Source organism: Streptomyces sp. NPDC056169, from assembly GCF_042268445.1.
Taxonomy (GTDB): Bacteria; Actinomycetota; Actinomycetes; order Streptomycetales; family Streptomycetaceae; genus Streptomyces.
Genome location: NZ_JBHJUO010000003.1, coordinates 331,196 through 351,602, shown reverse-complemented (window position 1 = coordinate 351,602; position 20,407 = coordinate 331,196). Strand labels below are relative to the sequence as shown.

Genomic DNA, 20,407 nt, shown 5'->3' with positions numbered 1-20,407 from the left:
CCACCGCCCTCGCGTGGCTGCGCCGGGAGCCGCTCGCCCGGTAGGCTTTCCGTGTGATCTTCAAGCGCATCGGAAACGGAAAGCCGTATCCCGACCACGGCCGGGAAAGCACCCGGCAGTGGGCTGACGTCGCCCCGCGCCCGGTCCGCCTCGACCAGCTCGTCACCACCAAGGGCCAGCTGGACCTGGAGACGCTGCTCGCCGAGGACTCCACCTTCTACGGCGACCTCTTCGCGCACGTCGTGAAGTGGCGTGGCGACCTCTACCTCGAGGACGGACTGCACCGCGCCGTCCGCGCGGCACTCCAGCAGCGCCAGGTGCTGCACGCCCGCGTCCTGGAAATGGACTGACCGCCGAGTGACCCGCGGCTGACCCTTTCGGGGTCAGTTCGCCCCCATCCGGACGCGATCACATGATCATCAAGTAGGCATCGCCGACGGGCGGCACTACGCTGCGTTCATGAGCATGCTCACTCCCCCCGGAATGGGCGGAAAGTACCGCATCACGGGGGATGTCTACCCGCGCATGCGCCGCCCCCACCGTCGGCGCCGGATCATCCTCGCGGCCGCGGCCTCCGTGGTCGTTCTGGGCGCGGCCGGCTGGGGCACGCTCCAGCTCGTCGACGTCTTCTCCGGCGACGAGGGCAAGAAGACGACCGCCGGGAAACAGGCCGACTGCAAGCCCGTGGCCAAGGCGACGACCCCGCCCGCCGCCGCCCTCCCCAAGCCCGGCCAGATCACGGTCAACGTCTACAACGCGACCCCGCGCAGCGGACTCGCCAAGACGACCGCGGACGAGCTCAAGAAGCGCGGCTTCAAGATCGGCAAGGTGGGGAACGCTCCCGCCGCCTTCGACAAGAAGGTCCCCGGCGCGGGGCTGCTGCTCGGCGCGCCCGCGGCCACCAAGGGCGCCTTCCCGGTCCTCGGCACCCAGCTCAAGGGCGCCACGACCAAGACGGACACCCGGGCCACGGCGGACGTCGACCTCATCATCGGGACGGCGTTCAAGACGCTGTCCCCGAAGACGACGGCGGACGCGGCCCTGGTCGCCCTGACCAAGCCCGCGCCCGTACCGACCGGAAAGTGCTGAGAGAAGCCGCTGCTGCTCGGCGGAGCCGGCTGCGACTTCTCCTCGGCGGAGCCGGCTGTGCCTTTGCTCGGCGGAGCCGGCTGTGCCTTCTACTCGGCGGAGCCGGCTGTGACTGCTACTCGGCGGAGCCGTACATGCGGTCGCCCGCGTCGCCCAGGCCCGGGACGATGTAGCCGTTCTCGTTGAGCCGCTCGTCGACCGAGGCCGTCACGACGGTCACCGGCGTGCCCGCGAGCTCGCGCTCCATGATCTCGACGCCCTCCGGGGCGGCGAGGAGCACGACCGCGGTCACGTCGTCGGCGCCGCGCTTGATCAGTTCCCGGATCGCCGCGACCAGCGTGCCGCCGGTCGCCAGCATCGGGTCCAGGACATACACCTGGCGGCCCGAGAGGTCCTCCGGCATCCGCGTGGCGTAGGTCGACGCCTCCAGCGTCTCCTCGTTGCGGATCATGCCCAGGAAGCCGACCTCGGCCGTCGGGAGCAGGCGGACCATGCCGTCGAGCATGCCGAGCCCGGCACGCAGGATCGGGACCACCAGCGGACGGGGGTACGAGAGCTTCACACCGGTCGTGGGCGTGACGGGGGTCTCGATGTCGACCTGCTCGGTCCGCACGTCCCTGGTGGCCTCGTAGGCGAGCAGGGTGACCAGCTCGTCGGCGAGACGGCGGAAGGTCGCGGAGTCCGTGCGCTTGTCGCGCAGGGTGGTGAGCTTGTGGGCGACCAGAGGGTGGTCGACGACGTGGAGACGCATGACTCAACAGTAGCCCGCCCCGCACTGGCGTCGACCCACGCCGCTGGGGGAAGGTGGGGGCACAGGGACCCAGCGATGGGGTGGTGTGGCCGATGCCCGACCTGGAAGAACCGGCCGAGGAAGCCGCCGAGGGGGCGGCCGATCGACCGGCACCGGAGACCGACGCGCAGCGCCGCAGGCGCCGCGCCCAGTTCCTCCGCGAGCTGAACGAGGCCAAGGCGCTGCGCGAGCGCGTGCAGCCGCGGCGCGCCCGGGCCGCCCGGATGCGTCAGGCCATGCGCATGCGGACCTTCCGCTGGTGAGACCGCCCGGCGCGGCCCGCCGTGCGCCCCCTGTGTGCGCCGGGGTCGCACGCCCGCCCGATGGCGGTGCCCTTCAGACTGATGCACGACGCAAGAGCCGAAGACCTCTCCTGAGCGCCCTGTTTCTGTCACGATGCCGATTGGGCGGGGCATCAGGAGCGCGCCGCCGGAACGTCACACCTCTGATCAGTGGGAGAGAGTCAGGTGTACTTCGCCGCACTGCTCGCGCGCACCGAAGACGGGTGGGAAGCGAGCGACACGGAGCTCGACGACGTGGAGACCCTGTCGGATCTGGCCGAGCTCGCCCGTGAGGCCTCGGACGACGACACGGTGATCGTCTACATCGAGCAGGAGGACGCGTGGTTCGGGGTCGTCCGGATCGAGGGTGAGGAAGACCCTCGGATCTACGTCTCCGACGGCGCCGCCGCCGCCCGTTCCTCGTACGGGGAGATCCTCACCCGGGAGATCCTCGGCGACGACCTCGACGCCGAGCTCGACGAGCTGGAGTCGCTGGACCTGGACGGCACGGAGGACGGGGAACCCCTCGCTTCCGACGCCGACGATGACGACGACGAGCGGGCGGGACCGGCCGCCGAGGCCGTGCCGGCCGCTCCCGTGGGCGACGCGCTGGTCCTCGCGGACCTCGGTCTCTCGGAGCGCGAGCTCCGGGCGCTCGACAGCGACGCGCTCGCGGTGATCGCGGACGCGCTGGGCGCCGCGGAGGTCCTGGAGGCCGTCCGCTAGTGGCCCACGCAGTCCCTGTCCCCGACCCCGACCCCGACCCCGTACCGACGCCCGGCGCCGATCCCGTACGGCTGCCCGGCGCCGATCCCGTACGGGACCCCTGGCGGGACGCCATGCGGCTCGCCCTCGCCGAGGCCGACGCGGCCGCGCCCGCCGGTGACGTACCGGTGGGCGCGGTCGTGCTCGCCCCGGACGGCACGGTCCTCTCCCGCGCGCACAACGAGCGGGAGGCGGCCGGCGACCCGACCGCCCACGCCGAGGTCCTCGCCCTGCGGCGGGCGGCCGCGGCGACCGGGGAGTGGCGTCTGACGGGCTGCACGCTCGTCGTCACCCTGGAGCCGTGCGTGATGTGCGCCGGCGCGCTCGTCCAGTCGCGGGTCGAGCGGGTGGTGTTCGGCGCGCTCGACGAGAAGGCGGGCGCGGCGGGCTCGCTCTGGGACCTCGTACGGGACCGGCGGCTCAACCACCGCCCCGAGGTGATCCACGGCGTCCTCGGCGAGGAGTGCGCGGAGCAGCTGACGGCCTTCTTCCGCACCCGCTGACCACCGCTCCGACCTGCGCGTCGATACGGATTTCATCGCAGCGCCAGTTTCGGCTAAGCTCTCTCTCGGTAGCGTGTCCGAGCGGCCGAAGGAGCTCGCCTCGAAAGCGAGTGTGGCGCAAGTCACCGAGGGTTCAAATCCCTCCGCTACCGCTTCGATCGAAGGGCCTGGTGCATCAGCACCGGGCCCTTCGGCGTATCCCCCGCATGCCCGCGGGCGCGTACGTACGGGAAAGGCCCCGGTCCGCGCGCAGGGCGCGGGCCGGGGCCTTCTCCGTAGGACGGGGGGAACGGCATCGGGGGGACAAGCCGCTCCCCCCGATGAGAACCGGACCTACAAGTCCTGCGCCGCAGTCAGGGGGGAAGCTCGCGGCGCGGACCCCGCAGTGCGGGCCGGTTCCAGTAGCCCTTCGGATTCCTGCCAGATCCTCCGGGCTCGACATCCATACTGCTCGCCCGTCACTCTTCCGGGGGGCGGCAAAAGGCCTCGATCTCCGGGCCCTTGGTCCATAAAGGCTCGGTTAGAGTGGCGCGGTTCGTACGGCGGGGGACAGGGAGGGCTGAACAGTGGTGCAAGCGAGGAAGGTCGCGCTGTACGCGGTCGCGGTCTTTGTGCTGTACACGATCATCAACTCCCCAGAGCGGGCGGCGGATCTCGTGGGAGTAGGGTTCGAGGGCATTGCCGGTGCCGCGCAGGGCGTCGGCGAGTTCATGACGGAACTCATCAACTAGGAGCCCTCTCCGTGATCCGCCATCTGGTCCTCTTCAAGCTCAACGAGGGTGTCGAGCGCGACGAGCCGCGCGTCGTCGCCGGCGTCGAGGCGTTCCGCGCGCTCGGCGAGCAGATCCCCGAGCTGAGGTTCTGGGAGTGCGACTGGAACATCACGGACCGGCCGATCGCGTACGACTTCGCCATCAACTCGGCCGTCGAGGACAAGGACGCCCTCCAGCGCTACCTGGAGCACCCCGCGCACCAGGCGGGTGTCGCCCAGTGGCGCGAGTTCGCCACCTGGGTGATCGCCGACTACGCGTTCTAGACACACCTCTGTCGAGGCCCCCCGCCGTCACGGCGGGGGGCCTCGTGGGTTTCCCGCCTCCCCCCGAGCACCCCCCGGCCGCCCCTGGCCTCCCCTTTTTGCTCCAACATGCCCTCAACACGTGGCTATACGGTGCTTGCACACAGTGGACATGTCTTGTGATGCTATGACCGCTTTTGACGGATGAGTTGACCGTAGTTGACCCAGTCGACCAGCAAGACCAGCCAAAGGGGTGGCGTGAACGTGCCGGCCAGTACAGCGCCACAGGTCCCGCCCCAGCACGAGGCGGGCGCGGAGACCCCGCGCCCGCGCCCCCAGAGCACCCGTGGCGCCGACACCCGCGCCCTCACCCAGGTGCTCTTCGGGCAGCTCAAGCACCTGGAACCGGGCACGCCCGAGCACCACCGCGTACGCGGGGCCCTCATCGAGGCCAACCTCCCCCTCGTGCGGTACGCGGCGGCCCGCTTCCGCTCCCGCAACGAGCCGATGGAGGACGTCGTCCAGGTCGGCACCATCGGCCTGATCAACGCCATCGACCGCTTCGACCCCGACCGGGGCGTGCAGTTCCCGACCTTCGCCATGCCCACGGTCGTCGGCGAGATCAAGCGGTACTTCCGCGACAACGTCCGGACCGTGCACGTGCCGCGCAGGCTGCACGAGCTGTGGGTCCAGGTGAACGGCGCCACGGAGGACCTGACGACCGCTCACGGCCGCTCCCCCACGACCGCCGAGATCGCCGAGCGGCTGCGGATCGGCGAGGACGAGGTGCTCGCCTGCATCGAGGCCGGACGCTCGTACCACGCGACCTCCCTGGAGGCCGCGCAGGAGGGCGACGGGCTGCCCGGACTGCTCGACCGGCTCGGCTACGAGGACCCCGCGCTGGCCGGCGTCGAGCACCGGGACCTCGTCCGGCACCTGCTCGTCCAGCTGCCCGAGCGCGAGCAGCGGATCCTGATGCTGCGCTACTACAGCAACTTGACCCAGTCTCAGATCAGTCAGGAACTCGGCGTCTCGCAGATGCACGTGTCAAGGCTCCTCGCCCGCAGCTTCGCGCGTTTGAGATCCGCAAACAGAATCGAGGCGTAACCGAAACGGGTAGACCGGTTCGGAGCAGTTCTGCGGCACCCCAAATGCCGTACACCCCTTGTTTCCTGCGGAAATGCACCGTCTGCTTGTCGACAAGTCACTACAGCGTGTTGCCGACATGTGACATTCTGCTGGAACCGAGTTTGCCGCAGCCCCGCCGCCGGTATTCAGGTGGTGGCTGCGTTCCTCAGATGGTCGCGGCCACCGCGACCGTCCGCGACCTCAAGGGGGTGGCATGTCCACAGAACTGGGCAGCTCGAAGGTGCTCACGCTCACGCCCGTTCCCGTGCCCACGCAGACGACGGCTCCGACCGCGGCCGAGAGCGCGGAGGCCACGCCTCCGCCGCCCGTGGTCGTCTCGTCCGGGGCCCTCGACACCCGCACCCTCTCGCGCTCCCTGTTCCTGCGGCTGCGCGCCCTCGACACCGAAGGCGCGGCCTCCGACAGCCCGGAGCGGACCTACGTCCGCGACACCCTCATCGAGCTCAACCTCCCCCTCGTGCGGTACGCGGCGGCCCGCTTCCGCTCCCGCAACGAGCCGATGGAGGACATCGTCCAGGTCGGCACCATCGGCCTGATCAAGGCGATCGACCGCTTCGACTGCGAACGGGGCGTGGAGTTCCCGACGTTCGCCATGCCCACGGTCGTCGGCGAGATCAAGCGGTTCTTCCGCGACACGTCCTGGTCGGTGCGCGTGCCGCGCCGGCTCCAGGAGCTGCGGCTCGCCCTCACCAAGGCCAGCGACGAGCTCGCGCAGAAGCTCGACCGCTCCCCCACCGTCCCCGAACTCGCCGCGGTGCTCGGGGTGTCGGAGGAGGACGTCGTCGACGGCCTCGCGGTCGGCAACGCCTACACGGCCTCGTCCCTCGACTCGCCCTCCCCCGAGGACGACGGCGGCGAGGGCTCGCTCGCCGACCGCCTCGGCTACGAGGACACCGCGCTCGAAGGCGTCGAGTACCGCGAGTCGCTCAAGCCGCTGCTGGCCAAACTCCCGCCGAGGGAGCGACAGATCATCATGCTGCGCTTCTTCGCCAACATGACCCAGTCGCAGATCGGCGAGGAGGTCGGCATCTCCCAGATGCACGTCTCGCGGCTGCTCACCCGCACCCTGGCCCAGCTGCGCGAGGGCCTCATCTCCGACTGACTTCCCGAAAACCACGCCTTGCTGACGATCCGTCAGCCAGACTGTGATGCATGAGGCGAAGGAAGCCGGGACTCGTGGCGGTGGCGCTCTGCCTCGGCGGGGCGCTGACCGCCTGTGGTGGCGGAGGAGACGGCGAGGGGTACGCGGCGGTCGGCGCCGGCCCCTCCCCGAGAGGCGCGGTCGCCCCCTCGGGCGCGGTCACGCTGATCCCCCTGGACGGCCCCACGGCGAGCGGGACGACCTCCAGCACGTCGTCCCCGGCGCCTGCACCGTCGGGTTCGTCCCCAGCGGCGTCTTCCTCTTCTTCGTCGTCGTCGTCGCCGGATGCGGTGGGCGGGGGTACGGGGACTTCGTCCGACTCCTCCGACTCCTCTGCCACGCCGGGCGGCTCGGGCTCTTCCGGTACGGGCTCCTCCGGTACGGGGTCCGGTACGGCTCCGACGACCTCCGCGCCCGGCGACTCCGGCGGTTCCGGCACCTCCAGTACGGCTCCGGGGGCCGGCAGCGGCACCCCGCCCCGTACCCCCTCCGGCACTCCCGGCACCGGCGGCCCCGGACCGTCGTCCGCCCCGCCGACCACCCCGCCCTCTTCGCCGTCCCCCACCCCCGCGCCCCGGCCCGCCGCGCTGACCGTCTCCGCGCCCGTCCTCGCGGACGCCGACCGGCGCTGGTGCGAGCAGGTGACCGTCACCTTCAGGAACACCGGCGGCACGGCGGCCCGCTCCGGCACGGTCGCCTTCGCCACGCACGTCATCGGCGCCCTGGGCGTCGACTGGGCGACGCTCACCTCCAGCCAGCCCCTGCCGGCGCCGATCGCCGCCGGGACCGCGCGGACGCAGACGTACCGCGTGTGCGTGGACTCCTGGCGGGTGCCGCTGGGCATGCGGATCGACACCCGGCAGGTCACGGTCAGCTGGCAGTGACGAGCGGGAAGCGCACCCCCGTCAGGCCCTCCGACACCTCCCACAGCCGGCGCCCCGTGTCGGCGTCGGCCGCCGCGTCGGAGAGGCGTACGCGGGTCGGCGCGCCCCGCAGTTCGGCCGGACCGTCCGGGCCGATGAACTCGCCGCCCGCCACGTCCGGCCCGGTCGCCGCGTACAGCTGGGGCAGCGCGCCCCGCTCCGGGGACTGGGCGAGCAGCGGGTTGCCGATGCGGCCGAAGACCAGCCGCGTCAGGCCGCGCGTGTCCCGGGTCTGGAGGCTCGTCGCCGTGTAGCCGGGGTGGGCGAGCACGCTGCGGACCGGGCTTCCGGCCCCGGTCAGGCGGCGGTGGAACTCCCGGCCGAAGACGGCGTTGGCCAGCTTCGACTGGTTGTAGAAGGCCATGGGCGCGTAGCCGTGCTCGCCGTCGAGGTCGTCGAACCGGAGCCGGCCCTGCCGGTGGTTGATCGAGCTGACGGTGACCACCCGGGGGTCCCGCCCGGCGGCCAGCAGGTCGAGGAGCAGCCCGGTGAGGGCGAAGTGGCCGAGGTGGTTGGTGGCGAACTGGAGCTCGTGGCCCTGGGCGCTCAGGGTGCGGGGCGGCGCCATCACGCCCGCGTTGTTGACGAGCACGTCGAGGTGCCGGTGCTCCTCGTGCAGACGGGCGGCGAAGGCGCGTACCGAGTCGAGGTCGGCGAGGTCGAGCCGCCGCACATCGAGCAGGCGGGCGTCCAGGGAGCCCTCCTCCGTCACCAGGCCCTCGACGACCGCGCGCCCCCTCTCCTCGTCCCGTACCGCGAGGATCACGCGCCCGCCCCGGCGGGCGAGCGCCCGGGTCGTCGCGAGGCCGAGGCCACTGGTGGCTCCGGTGACGACGAAGACCCGTCCTGTCTGGTCCGGGATGCGGTCGGCGGTCCAGCTCTGCTTCTTGGTCATACGACACACGCTGCCGCTGGTGTCACCGAGTGTCAAGTGCGCATCCTGGTGTCATCAAGGGCACCGGGTTACCATCTCCCCGTGAGCACCCGCCCCGACGTCTCCCTCGCCCAGCGCAAACGCCAGCTCGTCGCGACCGAGCTGACCGAGGCAGCGCTCCAGCTGCTCGCCCTCAGGGGCTTCGACGCGGTCACCGTCGACGAGATCGCGACCACCGCGGGGGTCTCCAAGCGCACGTTCTTCCGCTACTTCGCGTCGAAGGAGGACGTGGTCGTCCAGTTCCTGGCCGACATGGGCGCCGACATGCGCGCGGGCCTCGCCGCCCGGCCGCCCGAGGAGCGCCCCTCCGAGGCACTGCTGCACGCCGTCTCCGTACCGCTGGCCCTCTGCGGCGATCACGCGGAGCGCGCGCTGCCGGTGGTCCGGCTGATCCTGCGGACGCCGGCGCTGCTCGCCCGCTTCCTTGAGCACGAGGCGCGGTGGCGGGAGGAACTGACGGAGGAGCTGACGGAGCGGCTGGGGCTCGACCCCGGTGCCGATCTCTTTCCGCGGCTGGCCGCGGGCATGGCCGTCGCGGCGTTCGACACGGTGCTGCACCACTGGAGCGCCGACGGGGCCACCGAGGACCCGACGGTCCTGATCGGCCGGGCCTTCGCGCTACTCGCCCCCGCCCTGGACCGCGAGACGGGCTGAACGCGAAGGTGGGCCGGGTCCGCGTGATGCGGACCCGGCCCACCTGGAGCGTGCGGGAGGGACGAGCGGTCAGCCGAGGGCGAGCCAGGCGACGGCCGCCAGGACGACGATCACCGCGACGACGCCGACGATCAGGCCGACGCGCGGTCCGGCCGGCGCCGCCGCCGGAGCCGCGGCCTGCGGCTGCTGCCGCTGCGGGGCGCCCTCGTCGACGAAGGCGCGGAACATCTGCGTGCTGCCGGCGGGGTCGTAGCCCTCGGGGCCCTGCCCCTGGGGTGCCTGGCCCTGGCCGTACGGTGCTTGGGGGTTGTGTGCCATGAGCCAGGACCCTAGCGAAGTGCGGGTGGGGGGCCCAAGCCCGTCACCCTCCTCCAGGGCCGCGAAGCCGCCCCGACGCCACCCCGACCGCGCTTTGCCGATTCTTTAGCGCCGTTTGACCGATTTAGTTTGCCTGAAGCAACCATCCATCTCTATCGTTGCCCTAAGCAACAACATCCATGGAGTGCCCGATGGACCCGACGGATCCGATGGACCACGGCAAGCGCTACGAGAACCTCGCCCGCCAGGTGAGCGCGATCGGAGCGGTGAAGCGCGGTCTCGCGCGGACCCTGCCCGCCGACTGCCCCGGCGGATCCGCCATCGTCCTCGCCCTGCTCCACCACCACGGGGACGTGCGGATCGGCCGCGTGTCCGAACTGATGGCCGTCGACATGTCGGTCAGCAGTCGCCACGTGGCCCACACCGTGGACCGCGGCTGGGTCGAGCGACTGCCCGACCCCGCCGACAAACGCTCCCGCATCCTGCACCTGACCCCCGCGGGCGAGTCCATGCTCGCCGTCCTCGACCGACGGCTGACCGACATGCTCGCCCGCACCCTCGTCGAGTGGTCCGACGACGACGTCGAACTGCTCACCGACCTGCTTGCCCGCCTCCGCGACTCCTTCGGGGACTGCCGGGCCCACCACGCTTGAGAACGAAGGAACTTGATGGCTACCACCACACCTGCCACCGGTGTGCGCGGCGGGAGCGCCCAGCAAGGGGACACCGCGACCGGCGGCGCCCCGATGACGCACCGGCAGATCATGGAGGCGCTGTCCGGCCTGCTGCTCGGCATGTTCGTCGCCATCCTGTCCTCGACGATCGTCTCCAACGCCCTCCCCCAGATCATCACCGACCTGGGCGGCGGCCAGTCCGCGTACACCTGGGTGGTCACCGCAGCGCTCCTCTCGATGACCGCGACCACCCCGCTCTGGGGCAAGCTCGCGGACCTCTTCTCGAAGAAGCTGCTCGTCCAGATAGCCCTGATCATCTACGTCGCGGGCTCGATCGTCGCCGGCCTCTCGCAGAGCACGGGCATGCTCATCGCCTGCCGTGTCGTCCAGGGCATCGGCGTCGGCGGTCTGACCGCCCTCTCCCAGATCATCCTGGCCGCGATGATCGCCCCGCGCGAGCGCGGCCGGTACAGCGGCTACCTCGGTGCGACCTTCGCCGTCGCCACCGTCGGCGGCCCGCTGCTCGGCGGCGTCATCACCGACACCGACTGGCTCGGCTGGCGCTGGTGCTTCTACGTGGGCGTACCCTTCGCGTTCATCGCGCTGATCGTCCTGCAGAAGACCCTCAACCTCCCCGTCGTGAAGCGCCAGGTCAAGGTCGACTGGGCGGGCGCGTTCTTCATCAGCGCCGCCGTCTCCCTGCTCCTCATCTGGGTCACCTTCGCCGGCGACAAGTACGACTGGATGTCCTGGCAGAGCGCCGTGATGGTGCTCGGCGCGATCGCGCTCGGCGGGATCTTCGTCCTCGTCGAGTCGAAGGCCGGCGAGCCGATCATCCCGCTCCGCCTCTTCCGCAACCGCACGATCACCCTGGCCTCGCTCGCCTCGCTCTTCGTGGGTGTCGCGATGTTCGCCGGCACGGTCTTCTTCAGCCAGTACTTCCAGCTGGCGCGGAACGAGTCGCCGACGATGTCCGGCGTCCTCACCATCCCGATGATCGCGGGCCTGTTCGTCTCGTCCACCGCCTCCGGCATGATCATCACGAAGACCGGCAAGTGGAAGGCGTGGCTGGTCAGCGGCGGCGCCCTGGCCGCCGGCGGGCTCGGGATGCTCGGCACGATCCGCTACGACACGACGTACTGGCACATCGCGATCTTCATGGCGGTCCTCGGCCTCGGCCTCGGCATGATGATGCAGAACCTCGTGCTCTGCACCCAGAACCAGGTGGACCCCGCCGACCTCGGCGCCGCCTCCTCCGTCGTCACCTTCTTCCGCTCCCTCGGCGGTGCGATCGGCGTCTCGGCGCTGGGCGCGGTCATGGCCCACCGGGTCACGGACTACGTCAAGGAAGGCCTGGCCGAGCTCGGCCCGAAGGCCGCGGGCGCCATGGGCCAGGCCGGCTCGGGCGGCGGGATCCCGGACATGGACAAGCTGCCGGGCCCGATCCGCACGGTCATGGAGAGCGCGTACGGACACGGCGTCGGCGACGTCTTCCTCTACGCGGCACCGTTCGCGCTGCTCGCCTTCGTGGTGACCCTGTTCATCAAGGAAGTCGCCCTCAAGAGCAGCACGGTCACGGCTGACGACAAGTAAAGAGACTCCCGGCCGCGCTTCGAGCGGAGGCGCGGCCGGGTCGGGAACGGAGCGGCGGGCAGGGGACGGCCCGCCGCTCCGTCATGACGAAGCCCGGAGCATGAGCTCCGGGCTTCGTCGTGTCCGGACCCGGTGCTCATGCCCCCGGGGCTCCGTCACGTCCACACCCGGCACTCACGCCCCGGGCTCCGTCACGTCCACACCCGGTGCTCATGCCCCCGGGGTGTCCTCCGTGCGGCTCCGCTCGACCATGACCTCGATGCCCGCGATGAGCACCTCCAGGGCGTAGTCGAAGTCGCGGTCCCAGATGGCGGTGACGCTGCCGTGCGAGGCGCGCTCGTCGAGGATCTCCGCCATCGGCTCCAGCGCGTCGACGAACTGCGGGTCGTCGCGGAAGGCCCTGACCGACTCGCCGTAGAAGTCGTCCTGCGACATGCCGGCCTCGGCCGCCCGCCGCTCGAACTGGGACTGGATCGTCCCGTATCCGTACACGAACTGGAAGACCGCCGACATCGCGCTCGGTTGACGGGCCATCGGCAGCCCGGTGTCCCGGATCGCCTCCTGGATCTTCCCGCCGACGAGGATCGCGTGCGGGCCGATGTTCAGGTACTGGCCCGCGCACGGCGACATCCACGGGTGGTTCACCAGCATCCGGCGGTAGTCCAGGGCGAGTACCCGGATCCGCTCCCGCCAGTCCCCCGCGGCGTCGACCACGTCGAGGTCGATCTCGCCGTAGACCGTGTCCACGGCGTACTCGATGATGTCGTCCTTGGTGTCCACGTACCAGTAGAGGGACATGGCGGTGACGCCCAGCTCGGTCGCGAGCTTGCGCATCGACAGCTTGGCCAGGCCCTCCTCGTCGAGCATCCGGATCGAGGCGGCGACGATCCTGTCCCGGTCGAGCCCCGCCGGGCCGCCGCCGCTGCGGGCGGCCCGGGTCTCCAGCCAGACGCTGGAACGCGCCGGGTTCTTGGCCCGGTCTGCTGCCTTGACCATCGCGTTCCTCCGTCTGTCAGCGGTCCGTCACCATGCTAAGCAGCCGTCTCGATCCGCTTCGCCGCCTCTGTCGCCGTCGCGGCCCTGGCCTCCGTCCGTTCGGCCCGCCGGAGCAGGGCCGCGGCGACCAGACCGCCGGCGAAGACGGCGATCGCGCCGACCAGCTGACTGGTCTGGAGGCCGGAGGCGAAGGCGTCGGAGATCTCCTGGCGCTCGGCCGCGCTGCCCGCCGCGGCGAGGGCGGCCGGGAGCGAGGTCGCGGTGACGGCGACGAGGGCGGCGAAGCGGGCGTTGAGGACAGCTCCGAGGACGGCGACGCCGAGGCCGTTGCCGAACTCGGCGAGGGTGCCGTTGATGCCGGCGCCCACGCCCGCCTTCTCCGGCGGGATCGAGCTCATGATCGCGTTGGCCATGGCCGGGGAGGAGACGGCGATGCCGCCGCCCATCAGGAGCAGACCGAGGAGCATGCCCCAGTAGCTGCCGTCGGTGCCGCCGCCGAGCAGCGATATCGAGGTGAGGCCGGCGGCGACCAGGGTCATGCCGAGGACGACCGTGGGCGGGGTGCCGAGCTTCATGACGATCTTCGGGCCGATGCCGGTGAGGTTGAGGGCGACGATCGTCAGCGCGAGCGGCGCCATCCGCAGACCGGCCTCCAGGGGCTCGTACCCGAGCACGAACTGCAGGTGCTGGGTGAGCAGGAAGAGCGAGCCGCCCATGCCGAACATGACGAGGATCGAGCCGCCTATGGCGCCGACGAACTTCTGGTTGCGGAAGAAGTGCATGTCGAGCATCGGGTACGGGGTGTGCAGCTCCCACAGCGCGAAGGCGCCGAGTCCGAGGACGCCGATGGCGGCCGGTATCAGGACTTCGAGGGAGAGCCAGCCGTGCTCGGGGCCGGTGATGATCGCGTACACGACCGCCGTCATGCCGATCGTGGAGAGCAGCGCGCCGAGCAGGTCGGGGCGGTCACCCTGCGGGTTCTTGGACTCGGGGACCAGCTTGAGGACGGCGACGAGCGCGAGGAGCGCGATCGGGATGTTGATGAGGAAGATCATTCCCCACCAGAAGTGGTTGAGGATCACGCCGCCGATCAGCGGCCCGCCGGCGAAGCCGAGCGAGGCGACCGTGGACCAGAGCGCGATGGCCTTGACCCGCTCGGAGTCGTCGAAGATCTGCATGACGACGGCGAGCGTGGTGGTCATGAGGAGCGCGCCGCCGACGCCCATGCCCGCGCGGGCGGCGATCAGCTGCGTGGTGGAGTCGGCGAGGCCGGCGGCGAGCGAGCCGAGGCCGAAGAGCGCGAGGCCGGCGGCGAGGAGCTTCTTGCGGCCGTAGCGGTCGGCGGCGTTGCCCGCGCTGAGCAGGAGGCCGGACTGGACGAGCGAGTACGCGTTGATCATCCACTGGATGTTGGTGGTGGTCGCGTGGAGTTCCGAGGTCAGCGAGGGGATGGCGACGCTGAGCACGGTGTTGTCGAGCAGCACGGTGAGCTGGGCGAGGCAGATGACGCCGAGGATCAGCCAGCGCTGCGGGTGGCCGCCGGTGGGCGCGGCCGGGGCGGTCGACGCCGTCATGGGCAGGACTCCTTGTACGGTGTACGGGACTTGGTCTCGTACACCGTACAAGGGCTCTCGTACACTGTATAGCGATTACTTCGTCCGGGTCAGGTCGTAGAAGGTGGCGCCGCCGAGGGTGACCTTCTCGAAGGTCTCCGAGACCCAGGTGGAGATCTCCGAGTTGCCGCCGCCGGGACCGCCGCCGAAGGCCATGCGGCCGGCTTGGCTGCCGCCGGCTTGGCTGCCGCCGGCTTGGCTGCCGCCGGCTTCGTTGCCGCTGCCTTCGCTGCTGCTGCCTTCGCCGCCGCCGATGAAGTAGTGGATCTTCCCTTCGGCGACGTACTGCTTGAACTGGGCGAGCGTCGGGGACGGGTCGCTGCCGTTGAAGCCGCCGATCGCCATCACGGGCTTCTCGGTGGCGAGCTGGTAGCTGGCCGCGTTCTGGGCGCCGACCGTGGCCGCGACCCAGGTGTAGTCGTCGGCGTCCGCGAGGAGCGCCGCCTTCGCCTCCGTACCGACGCTGGCGCCGTTGAGGAGACCGCCCATGCCGCCGCCCCCGCCGCCGGGGCCGCCTTCACCTCGGGTCATGCCCTGGGGCATGCCTTGCGGCATTCCCTGGGGCATTCCCTGGGGCGGGGTGCCGCCGCCGGGACCGCCGGGCATCTGACCGCCCTGGCCGGCCTGCCCCTGGCCTTGACCGCCCTGACCGCCGGGCATCTGGCCGCCCTGGCCCTGGCCTTGACCACCCTGGCCGCCCTGGCCGCCCGGGAACGCCCCGCCCTCGAACATCCGCATGCCGCCGCCGCCCGGGCCCCGGCCGCCCATGGCGCCGCCCGCCGGGCCCGCCGTGACGATCGAGCCCTGGTGCCCGGAGTTCAGCGTCTCCAGGGTGTACGCGAACGGGCCCGCGAGTCCCGCCGCCAGGCCGAGGCCCGCCGCCGCGAGCCCGAGGCGCCGGTCGAGCCGTCCCGCGAACAGCAGCCCGAGCGCGGCCACCGCACCCGCCACCAGGACCGCCCAGCGCAGCCACGGCAGCCAGTCCGGCGTGCGCCCGAGGAGCGTCCATCCCCAGACCGCCGTCGCCGCGACCGTCACCGCGAGGGCCGCGGAGGCAAGCCATCGCGTGCGCTCCTCCCACAGCACCGCCGCGCCCATGCCGACGAGCGCCGCGAGGTACGGGGCCAGGGCCACCGTGTAGTACTCGTGGAAGATGCCGGCCATGAAGCTGAAGACGGCGAGCGTGATCAGCAGCGACCCGCCCCACACCAGGAACGCCGAGCGCGCCGTGTCCGTCCTGGGCGCCCGCCAGGTGACCACGAGCCCCGCGACGAGCAGGATCAGCGCGGCCGGGAGCAGCCAGGAGATCTGACCGCCGACCGAGTCGTTGAACATCCGGCCGATCCCGGTCTCGCCCCAGCCGCCGCCCTGGCCGCCGCCACGACCGCCGCCGCCGACGCTGCCGGTCTCGTTGCCGTTGATCCGGCCGAGGCCGTTGTAGCCGAAGGTCAGTTCCAGGAAGCTGTTGTTCTGCGAGCCGCCGACGTACGGGCGGGAGGCCGCGGGCCAGAGCTCGACCAGGGCCACCCACCAGCCCGCCGACACGACCATCGCGAGCCCGGCGAGGGCGAGCCGGCCGATGCGGCGGCCGATCGCACCCGGCGCGCACACCCCGTGGACGAGCGCGAGCGGCGGCAGGATCAGGAAGGCCTGGAGGGTCTTCGCGAGGAACGCGAAACCGAAGGCCACCCCCGCCCCGACCAGCCACTTCGCCGCGCCCTTCTCCTGCTCCAGGGCCCGCAGCACGCAGTACACCGCGACCGTCATGAGCAGCGCGAGCAGCGCGTCCGGGTTGTTGAAGCGGAACATCAACGCGGCCACGGGCGTCAGCGCGAGCACCGCGCCCGCGATCAGACCCGCGCCCGCGCCGAACCGGCGCCGGACGGCCGCGTAGAGCACGGCGACCGTGGCCACGCCCATCAGCACCTCGGGCACCAGGATCTGCCAGGAGCCGAGCCCGAAGAGACGGACGGAGAGCGCCATCGGCCACAGGGCGGCCGGGGGCTTGTCGACGGTGATGGCGTTGGCCGCGTCGAGGGAGCCGAAGAAGAAGGCCTTCCAGCTCTCGCCGCCCGCCTGGACGGCGGCGGAGTAGAAGGAGTTGGCGTAGCCGGAGGCGCTCAGGTTCCAGAGGTAGAGCGCGGTGGTCACGGCGAGCAGGCCGAGGAAGGCGGGCCGGACCCAGGGGGCGTCCTCGGCGCGACCGCGCCACAGCCGGGCGGGAGAGCCGCCGCGGGACGGCGCGGCGTGGGCCGCGGTGGGCAGGGTGGTCATCGGTCGTTCCTTGCTGAAGCGCGGTCCGGGAAGACCCAGAGCCGGAAGAGGAGGAAGCGCAGGACGGTCGCGGCGAGATTGGCGACGATCAGGACGGCGAGCTCCGTGGAGTGCGCCGGATCGCCGGTCGCCGCGCTCAGAGCCGCGAGCGAACCGCTCGTCAGGGCCAGGCCGATGGCGAAGACCACGAGCCCCTGCGCCTGATGGCGGACGGCCCGGTCCCGGCCCCGTACGCCGAAGGTCAGGCGCCGGTTGGCCGCCGTGTTGGCGACGGCCGAGACGAGCAGGGCACCGGCGTTGGCGAACTGCGGGCCGACGCCGAGCCGGAAGGCCGAGTACAGCGCGACGTAGAAGAGCGTGGACAGCGCGCCGACCACGCAGAAGCCGACGAGCTGGCGCGCGAGTCCGCCCGGCACTCCGCTGAGGTCGCGGTCCCGGGGATCGTCCCCGAAGGGCCGGGCCAGCCGGTCGAGGGGCAGCGAGCCGGTCGCGAGGGCGCGTCCGACCCGCAGGACGCCCTTCAGGTCGTCGGTGGCCGTCTTCACGATGTGCACGGTCGAGTCGGGGTCGTCGACCCAGTCGACCGGCACCTCGTGGATGCGGAGCCCGGCCCGCTCGGCGAGGACCAGCATCTCGGTGTCGAAGAACCAGCCGGTGTCCTCCACCATCGGGAGGAGCCGCTCGGCGACGTCCCGCCGTATCGCCTTGAATCCGCACTGGGCGTCGGAGAATCGGGCGGCGAGCGAGCCGCGCAGGATCAGGTTGTACGCCCGCGAGATGAACTCCCGCTTCGGCCCGCGCACCACCCGCGAGGAGCGGGCGAGCCGGGAGCCGATCGCCAGGTCCGAGTGACCCGAGATGAGCGGCGCGACCAGCGGGAGCAGCGCGTTCAGGTCGGTCGACAGGTCGACGTCCATGTAGGCGAGGACGGGGGCGTCCGAACCCGACCAGACCGTCCGCAGCGCCCGTCCGCGTCCCTTCTGCTCCAGCCGTACGGAGCGCACCTCGGGCACCTCGGCGGCGAGGGCCGCGGCGACGACGGGGGTCGTGTCGGTGGAGGCGTTGTCGGCGACGGTGATGCGGAAGCCGTACGGGAAGGTCCGGACGAGGTGGTCGTGGAGCCGGCGGACGCACGGCTCCAGGTCCTTCTCCTCGTTGTAGACGGGGATCACCACGTCCAGAACGGGCCTTCCGGCGACGCTCACCGGCAGGTGCTCCCGGGCGGGAAGGGCGCCGGGAGTCCCGTACGCGGGGCCCGCGATCGTTGGAGTTCGCATACGGACGACACTCGCCGGGGCCGCTGTCACCGCTGTGTGATGAGCCTGTGCCCTCGCTGTGAGTCCGGCTGGGGGCGCTGCCGGGAGTCCGGCGGGGAGTCCGGTAGGGGCGCCTTGTCGGAGGGGAGCCGGACGGTGAAGACGGTCCGGATCCCCGGGGTGCTCGCGACGCTCACCTCGCCGCCGTGGGCGAGGGCGACCGCGCGGACGATCGCGAGGCCGAGGCCGGTGGAGCCGGCGTGCCGGGAGCGGGAGGCGTCGCCGCGCGCGAACCGCTCGAAGACGGAGGGCAGGAGCTCGGGCGGGATGCCCGGCCCGTCGTCCTCGATGTCGACGAGGGCGCTCGGCCCGTCCGACCGGACCCGGGCGGTGACCTTCGTTCCGGGCGGGGTGTGGGTCCGGGCGTTGGCGAGGAGGTTGACGAGCACCTGCTGGAGGCGGGCCCCGTCGGCCCGTACGGTCACGGCCTCGCCGTCCGCGGGCAGTTCGAGGCGCCAGTGGTGCTCGGACCCGGCGGCGCGGGCGTCGCTCACGGCGTCCACGACGAGGGGGACGACGTCGGTGCTCTCGTACGAGAGCGGCCGGCCGGCGTCGAGCCGCGCGAGCAGCAGGAGGTCCTCGACCAGACCCGTCATCCGGGTCGCCTCGGACTCGATGCGGCCGAGCGCGTGCCGCGTGTCGGGCCCGCACTCCTCCCGGCCGCGCCGGGTCAGCTCGGCGTACCCCCGGATCGAGGCGAGCGGGGTGCGCAGCTCGTGGCTGGCGTCCGCGACGAACTGGCGGACCCGGGTCTCGCTCTGCTGGCGGGCGTCGAGCGCCGAGTGGACGTGGTCGAGCATCCGGTTGATGGCCGCGCCGACCTGGCCGACCTCGGTGCGCGCGTCGGCCTCCGTCTCCGAGACCCGCTGGTGGAGCGCCACCTCGCCGCTGTGCAGCGGGAGCTGGGCGACCTGACCGGCGGTGGCGGCGACCCGCCGCAGCGGGCGCAGCGCCACCCGGACCAGCACGGTCCCGGCGATCGAGGCCGCGACGAGCCCGGCGCCGGTGACGCTCAGCTCGACGAGGACGAGGGTGGAGAGGGCGTCCTCGACCTCGGTGAGCGGGATGCCGGTGAGGAACGAGCCATGGCCCCCAGAGGCGTACTCGACCCGGTAGGAGCCGAGGCCGCCGGGCAGCTCGACGGTGTGCGGCTCGCCGTCGCGGGGGACGGCGGCGAGCGCGGCCCGCTGGGCCGCTGTGAGGTCCGTGGTCGGGACGTTCCGTCCGTAGGCCCCGCCGTCCTCGGGCGCGGCCTCCTCCGAGTACAGGGCGGTGGTCACCTCGCCGTCCACCAGGACGGCGCCGAGGGTGCCGATCGCGCCGGGCCCTTTCACGAACGCGAGCAGGTCCTGCCCCCTGCCGGGGTCGGGCATGCCGGGGACGGAGCCCATGGCGGCCGGCGGGCCCGCGGCCCGTACCGAGACGCTGTTCAGCCGCTCGTCGGCCTGGTCGTACAGGTACGAGCGGAAGGCGATGGTCGTCACCGTCCCGATGACGGCCGCGACGACCGCGATCAGCGCGACCGCCGAGACGACGAGCCGGGTCCGCAGCGACCACGGCCGCCGACGTCGCACGCGCACGGGCGCTACTCCCCCGGCTTGATGAGGTACCCGGCCCCGCGCCGGGTGTGGATCATCGGGGCGCGGCCCGCGTCGATCTTCCGGCGCAGGTAGGAGATGTAGAGCTCGACGACGTTGGCCTGGCCGCCGAAGTCGTACGACCAGACGCGGTCGAGGATCTGCGCCTTGCTGAGCACCCGGCGCGGATTGCGCATGAGGTAGCGCAGCAGCTCGAACTCGGTCGCGGTGAGGTGGATCGAGTCCCCGCCCCGGGTGACTTCGTGGCTGTCCTCGTCGAGGGTCAGGTCCCCGACCGCGAGCAGCGACTCGCTGCGCGACTGCGCCGCACCGGACCGGCGGATGAGGCCGCGCAGGCGGGCGACGACCTCCTCCAGGCTGAAGGGCTTGGTGACGTAGTCGTCGCCGCCGGCGGTGAGCCCGGCGATCCGGTCCTCGACGGCGTCCTTCGCCGTCAGGAAGAGGACCGGCACATCGGGCAGCTCGCGACGGATCGAGCCCAGCAGGCTGAGCCCGTCGGCGTCGGGGAGCATCACGTCGAGGATCACGGCGTCGGGCCGGAACTCGCGTACGGAACGCAGGGCGGTGGCGCCGTCACCGGCGCTCCGTACCTGCCAGCCCTCGTAGCGGAGGGCCATGGAGAGGAGCTCGGCGAGCGAGGCCTCGTCGTCGACGACGAGGACGCGGACGGCGGTGCCGTCGGCACGGAGCATGTCGGCGCGGGTGCCGGGGCGGCGCGTGGTGACGGTCATGCACCCACGCTCTCCGTCGCCGCTGAGAGCCCTCTTTCCCTTTCCTGTGA

General features: G+C 71.9%; 22 protein-coding genes and 1 tRNA gene. 14 read left to right on the top strand and 9 right to left on the bottom strand.

Translation table 11 applies throughout. The features are described 5' to 3' along the window. Nucleotides 1–53: 53 nt before the first annotated feature. Together ACFC0G_RS06610 and ACFC0G_RS06605 are read left to right on the top strand one after the other, a co-directional pair. A complete protein-coding gene (locus ACFC0G_RS06610) occupies nt 54–350 on the top strand; it encodes a type II toxin-antitoxin system VapB family antitoxin (RefSeq protein ID WP_017240525.1) in 297 nt (98 codons plus the stop codon). A 109-nt stretch (nt 351–459) separates the two neighbouring features. Further along, nucleotides 460–1,089 (top strand): LytR C-terminal domain-containing protein, encoded by a 630-nt coding sequence (locus ACFC0G_RS06605; protein ID WP_376398157.1) that lies wholly within the window; start codon nt 460–462, stop codon nt 1,087–1,089. A gap of 115 nt (nt 1,090–1,204) precedes the next feature. Here the strand turns inward: ACFC0G_RS06605 and upp are convergent, their stop codons facing one another. Beyond that, nucleotides 1,205–1,840, bottom strand: a complete 636-nt coding sequence (upp, locus tag ACFC0G_RS06600) for a uracil phosphoribosyltransferase (protein ID WP_024756127.1) — start codon at nt 1,838–1,840, stop codon at nt 1,205–1,207. 92 nt (nt 1,841–1,932) lie between these two features. Between upp and ACFC0G_RS06595 the strand changes: the two genes are divergently transcribed. The 9 genes from ACFC0G_RS06595 (at nt 1,933) to ACFC0G_RS06555 (ending at nt 7,617) form a co-directional block, all read left to right on the top strand. Then, nucleotides 1,933–2,142 carry a hypothetical protein gene (locus tag ACFC0G_RS06595; protein ID WP_376398154.1) on the top strand — a complete coding sequence of 70 codons (210 nt, stop codon included), beginning with the start codon at nt 1,933–1,935 and terminating at the stop codon, nt 2,140–2,142. Between the two features lie 204 nt (nt 2,143–2,346). After that, nucleotides 2,347–2,886, top strand: a complete 540-nt coding sequence (locus ACFC0G_RS06590; protein WP_376398151.1) for a hypothetical protein — start codon at nt 2,347–2,349, stop codon at nt 2,884–2,886. Between the two features lie 113 nt (nt 2,887–2,999). Further along, entirely contained in the window at nt 3,000–3,428 is a 429-nt protein-coding gene (gene tadA, locus ACFC0G_RS06585) for a tRNA adenosine(34) deaminase TadA (protein ID WP_376398471.1), read from the top strand. A gap of 67 nt (nt 3,429–3,495) precedes the next feature. Further along, nucleotides 3,496–3,580, top strand: a tRNA-Ser gene (locus ACFC0G_RS06580). 414 nt (nt 3,581–3,994) lie between these two features. Further along, entirely contained in the window at nt 3,995–4,159 is a 165-nt protein-coding gene (locus tag ACFC0G_RS06575) for a hypothetical protein (RefSeq protein WP_185909424.1), read from the top strand. Nucleotides 4,160–4,170: 11 nt separating this feature from the next. Next, nucleotides 4,171–4,464: a Dabb family protein gene (locus ACFC0G_RS06570; protein ID WP_055642352.1), complete on the top strand. Its 294-nt coding sequence runs from the start codon at nt 4,171–4,173 to the stop codon at nt 4,462–4,464. Between the two features lie 243 nt (nt 4,465–4,707). Continuing rightward, entirely contained in the window at nt 4,708–5,550 is an 843-nt protein-coding gene (locus tag ACFC0G_RS06565) for an RNA polymerase sigma factor SigF (RefSeq protein WP_376398147.1), read from the top strand. 235 nt (nt 5,551–5,785) lie between these two features. After that, nucleotides 5,786–6,694, top strand: a complete 909-nt coding sequence (locus ACFC0G_RS06560) for an RNA polymerase sigma factor SigF (RefSeq protein ID WP_376398145.1) — start codon at nt 5,786–5,788, stop codon at nt 6,692–6,694. Between the two features lie 50 nt (nt 6,695–6,744). Then, nucleotides 6,745–7,617: a hypothetical protein gene (locus ACFC0G_RS06555; RefSeq protein WP_376398142.1), complete on the top strand. Its 873-nt coding sequence runs from the start codon at nt 6,745–6,747 to the stop codon at nt 7,615–7,617. Here ACFC0G_RS06555 and ACFC0G_RS06550 read toward each other — a convergent pair. Next, nucleotides 7,604–8,551 carry an oxidoreductase gene (locus ACFC0G_RS06550; protein ID WP_376398139.1) on the bottom strand — a complete coding sequence of 316 codons (948 nt, stop codon included), beginning with the start codon at nt 8,549–8,551 and terminating at the stop codon, nt 7,604–7,606. The two genes, ACFC0G_RS06555 and ACFC0G_RS06550, sit on opposite strands and share 14 nt — an antisense overlap. Nucleotides 8,552–8,632: 81 nt before the next feature. On the opposite strand from ACFC0G_RS06550, the gene ACFC0G_RS06545 reads away from it, so the two are divergent. Then, the gene (locus ACFC0G_RS06545; protein WP_376398136.1) at nt 8,633–9,244 is read left to right on the top strand and encodes a TetR family transcriptional regulator; all 612 of its coding nucleotides are present in this window, start codon (nt 8,633–8,635) and stop codon (nt 9,242–9,244) included. Between the two features lie 69 nt (nt 9,245–9,313). On the opposite strand, the gene ACFC0G_RS06540 is transcribed toward ACFC0G_RS06545, so the two are convergent. Continuing rightward, nucleotides 9,314–9,562: a hypothetical protein gene (locus ACFC0G_RS06540; RefSeq protein WP_376398134.1), complete on the bottom strand. Its 249-nt coding sequence runs from the start codon at nt 9,560–9,562 to the stop codon at nt 9,314–9,316. A 209-nt stretch (nt 9,563–9,771) separates the two neighbouring features. Between ACFC0G_RS06540 and ACFC0G_RS06535 the strand changes: the two genes are divergently transcribed. Both ACFC0G_RS06535 and ACFC0G_RS06530 read left to right on the top strand, forming a co-directional pair. Next, a complete protein-coding gene (locus ACFC0G_RS06535) occupies nt 9,772–10,215 on the top strand; it encodes a MarR family winged helix-turn-helix transcriptional regulator (RefSeq protein WP_376398468.1) in 444 nt (147 codons plus the stop codon). Nucleotides 10,216–10,230: 15 nt separating this feature from the next. Next, nucleotides 10,231–11,829 carry an MDR family MFS transporter gene (locus ACFC0G_RS06530; RefSeq protein ID WP_376398131.1) on the top strand — a complete coding sequence of 533 codons (1,599 nt, stop codon included), beginning with the start codon at nt 10,231–10,233 and terminating at the stop codon, nt 11,827–11,829. A gap of 210 nt (nt 11,830–12,039) precedes the next feature. Here ACFC0G_RS06530 and ACFC0G_RS06525 read toward each other — a convergent pair whose 3' ends face one another. The 6 genes from ACFC0G_RS06525 to ACFC0G_RS06500 form a co-directional block, all read right to left on the bottom strand. Next, nucleotides 12,040–12,825: a TetR/AcrR family transcriptional regulator gene (locus ACFC0G_RS06525; RefSeq protein WP_376398128.1), complete on the bottom strand. Its 786-nt coding sequence runs from the start codon at nt 12,823–12,825 to the stop codon at nt 12,040–12,042. Nucleotides 12,826–12,860: 35 nt separating this feature from the next. After that, nucleotides 12,861–14,399, bottom strand: coding sequence for an MFS transporter (locus tag ACFC0G_RS06520; RefSeq protein WP_376398125.1), 1,539 nt, complete (start codon nt 14,397–14,399; stop codon nt 12,861–12,863). A gap of 75 nt (nt 14,400–14,474) precedes the next feature. Further along, on the bottom strand, nt 14,475–16,712 hold the full coding sequence (locus tag ACFC0G_RS06515; protein ID WP_376398122.1) for an ArnT family glycosyltransferase: 2,238 nt from the start codon (nt 16,710–16,712) through the stop codon (nt 14,475–14,477). Continuing rightward, nucleotides 16,709–17,989, bottom strand: coding sequence for a glycosyltransferase (locus ACFC0G_RS06510; RefSeq protein WP_376398119.1), 1,281 nt, complete (start codon nt 17,987–17,989; stop codon nt 16,709–16,711). The genes ACFC0G_RS06515 and ACFC0G_RS06510 overlap by 4 nt, the downstream gene beginning before the upstream one ends. Nucleotides 17,990–18,015: 26 nt before the next feature. Next, on the bottom strand, nt 18,016–19,608 hold the full coding sequence (locus ACFC0G_RS06505) for an ATP-binding protein (protein WP_376398116.1): 1,593 nt from the start codon (nt 19,606–19,608) through the stop codon (nt 18,016–18,018). A 5-nt stretch (nt 19,609–19,613) separates the two neighbouring features. Next, entirely contained in the window at nt 19,614–20,357 is a 744-nt protein-coding gene (locus ACFC0G_RS06500; protein ID WP_376398113.1) for a response regulator transcription factor, read from the bottom strand. Between the last annotated feature and the right edge of the window lie 50 nt (nt 20,358–20,407).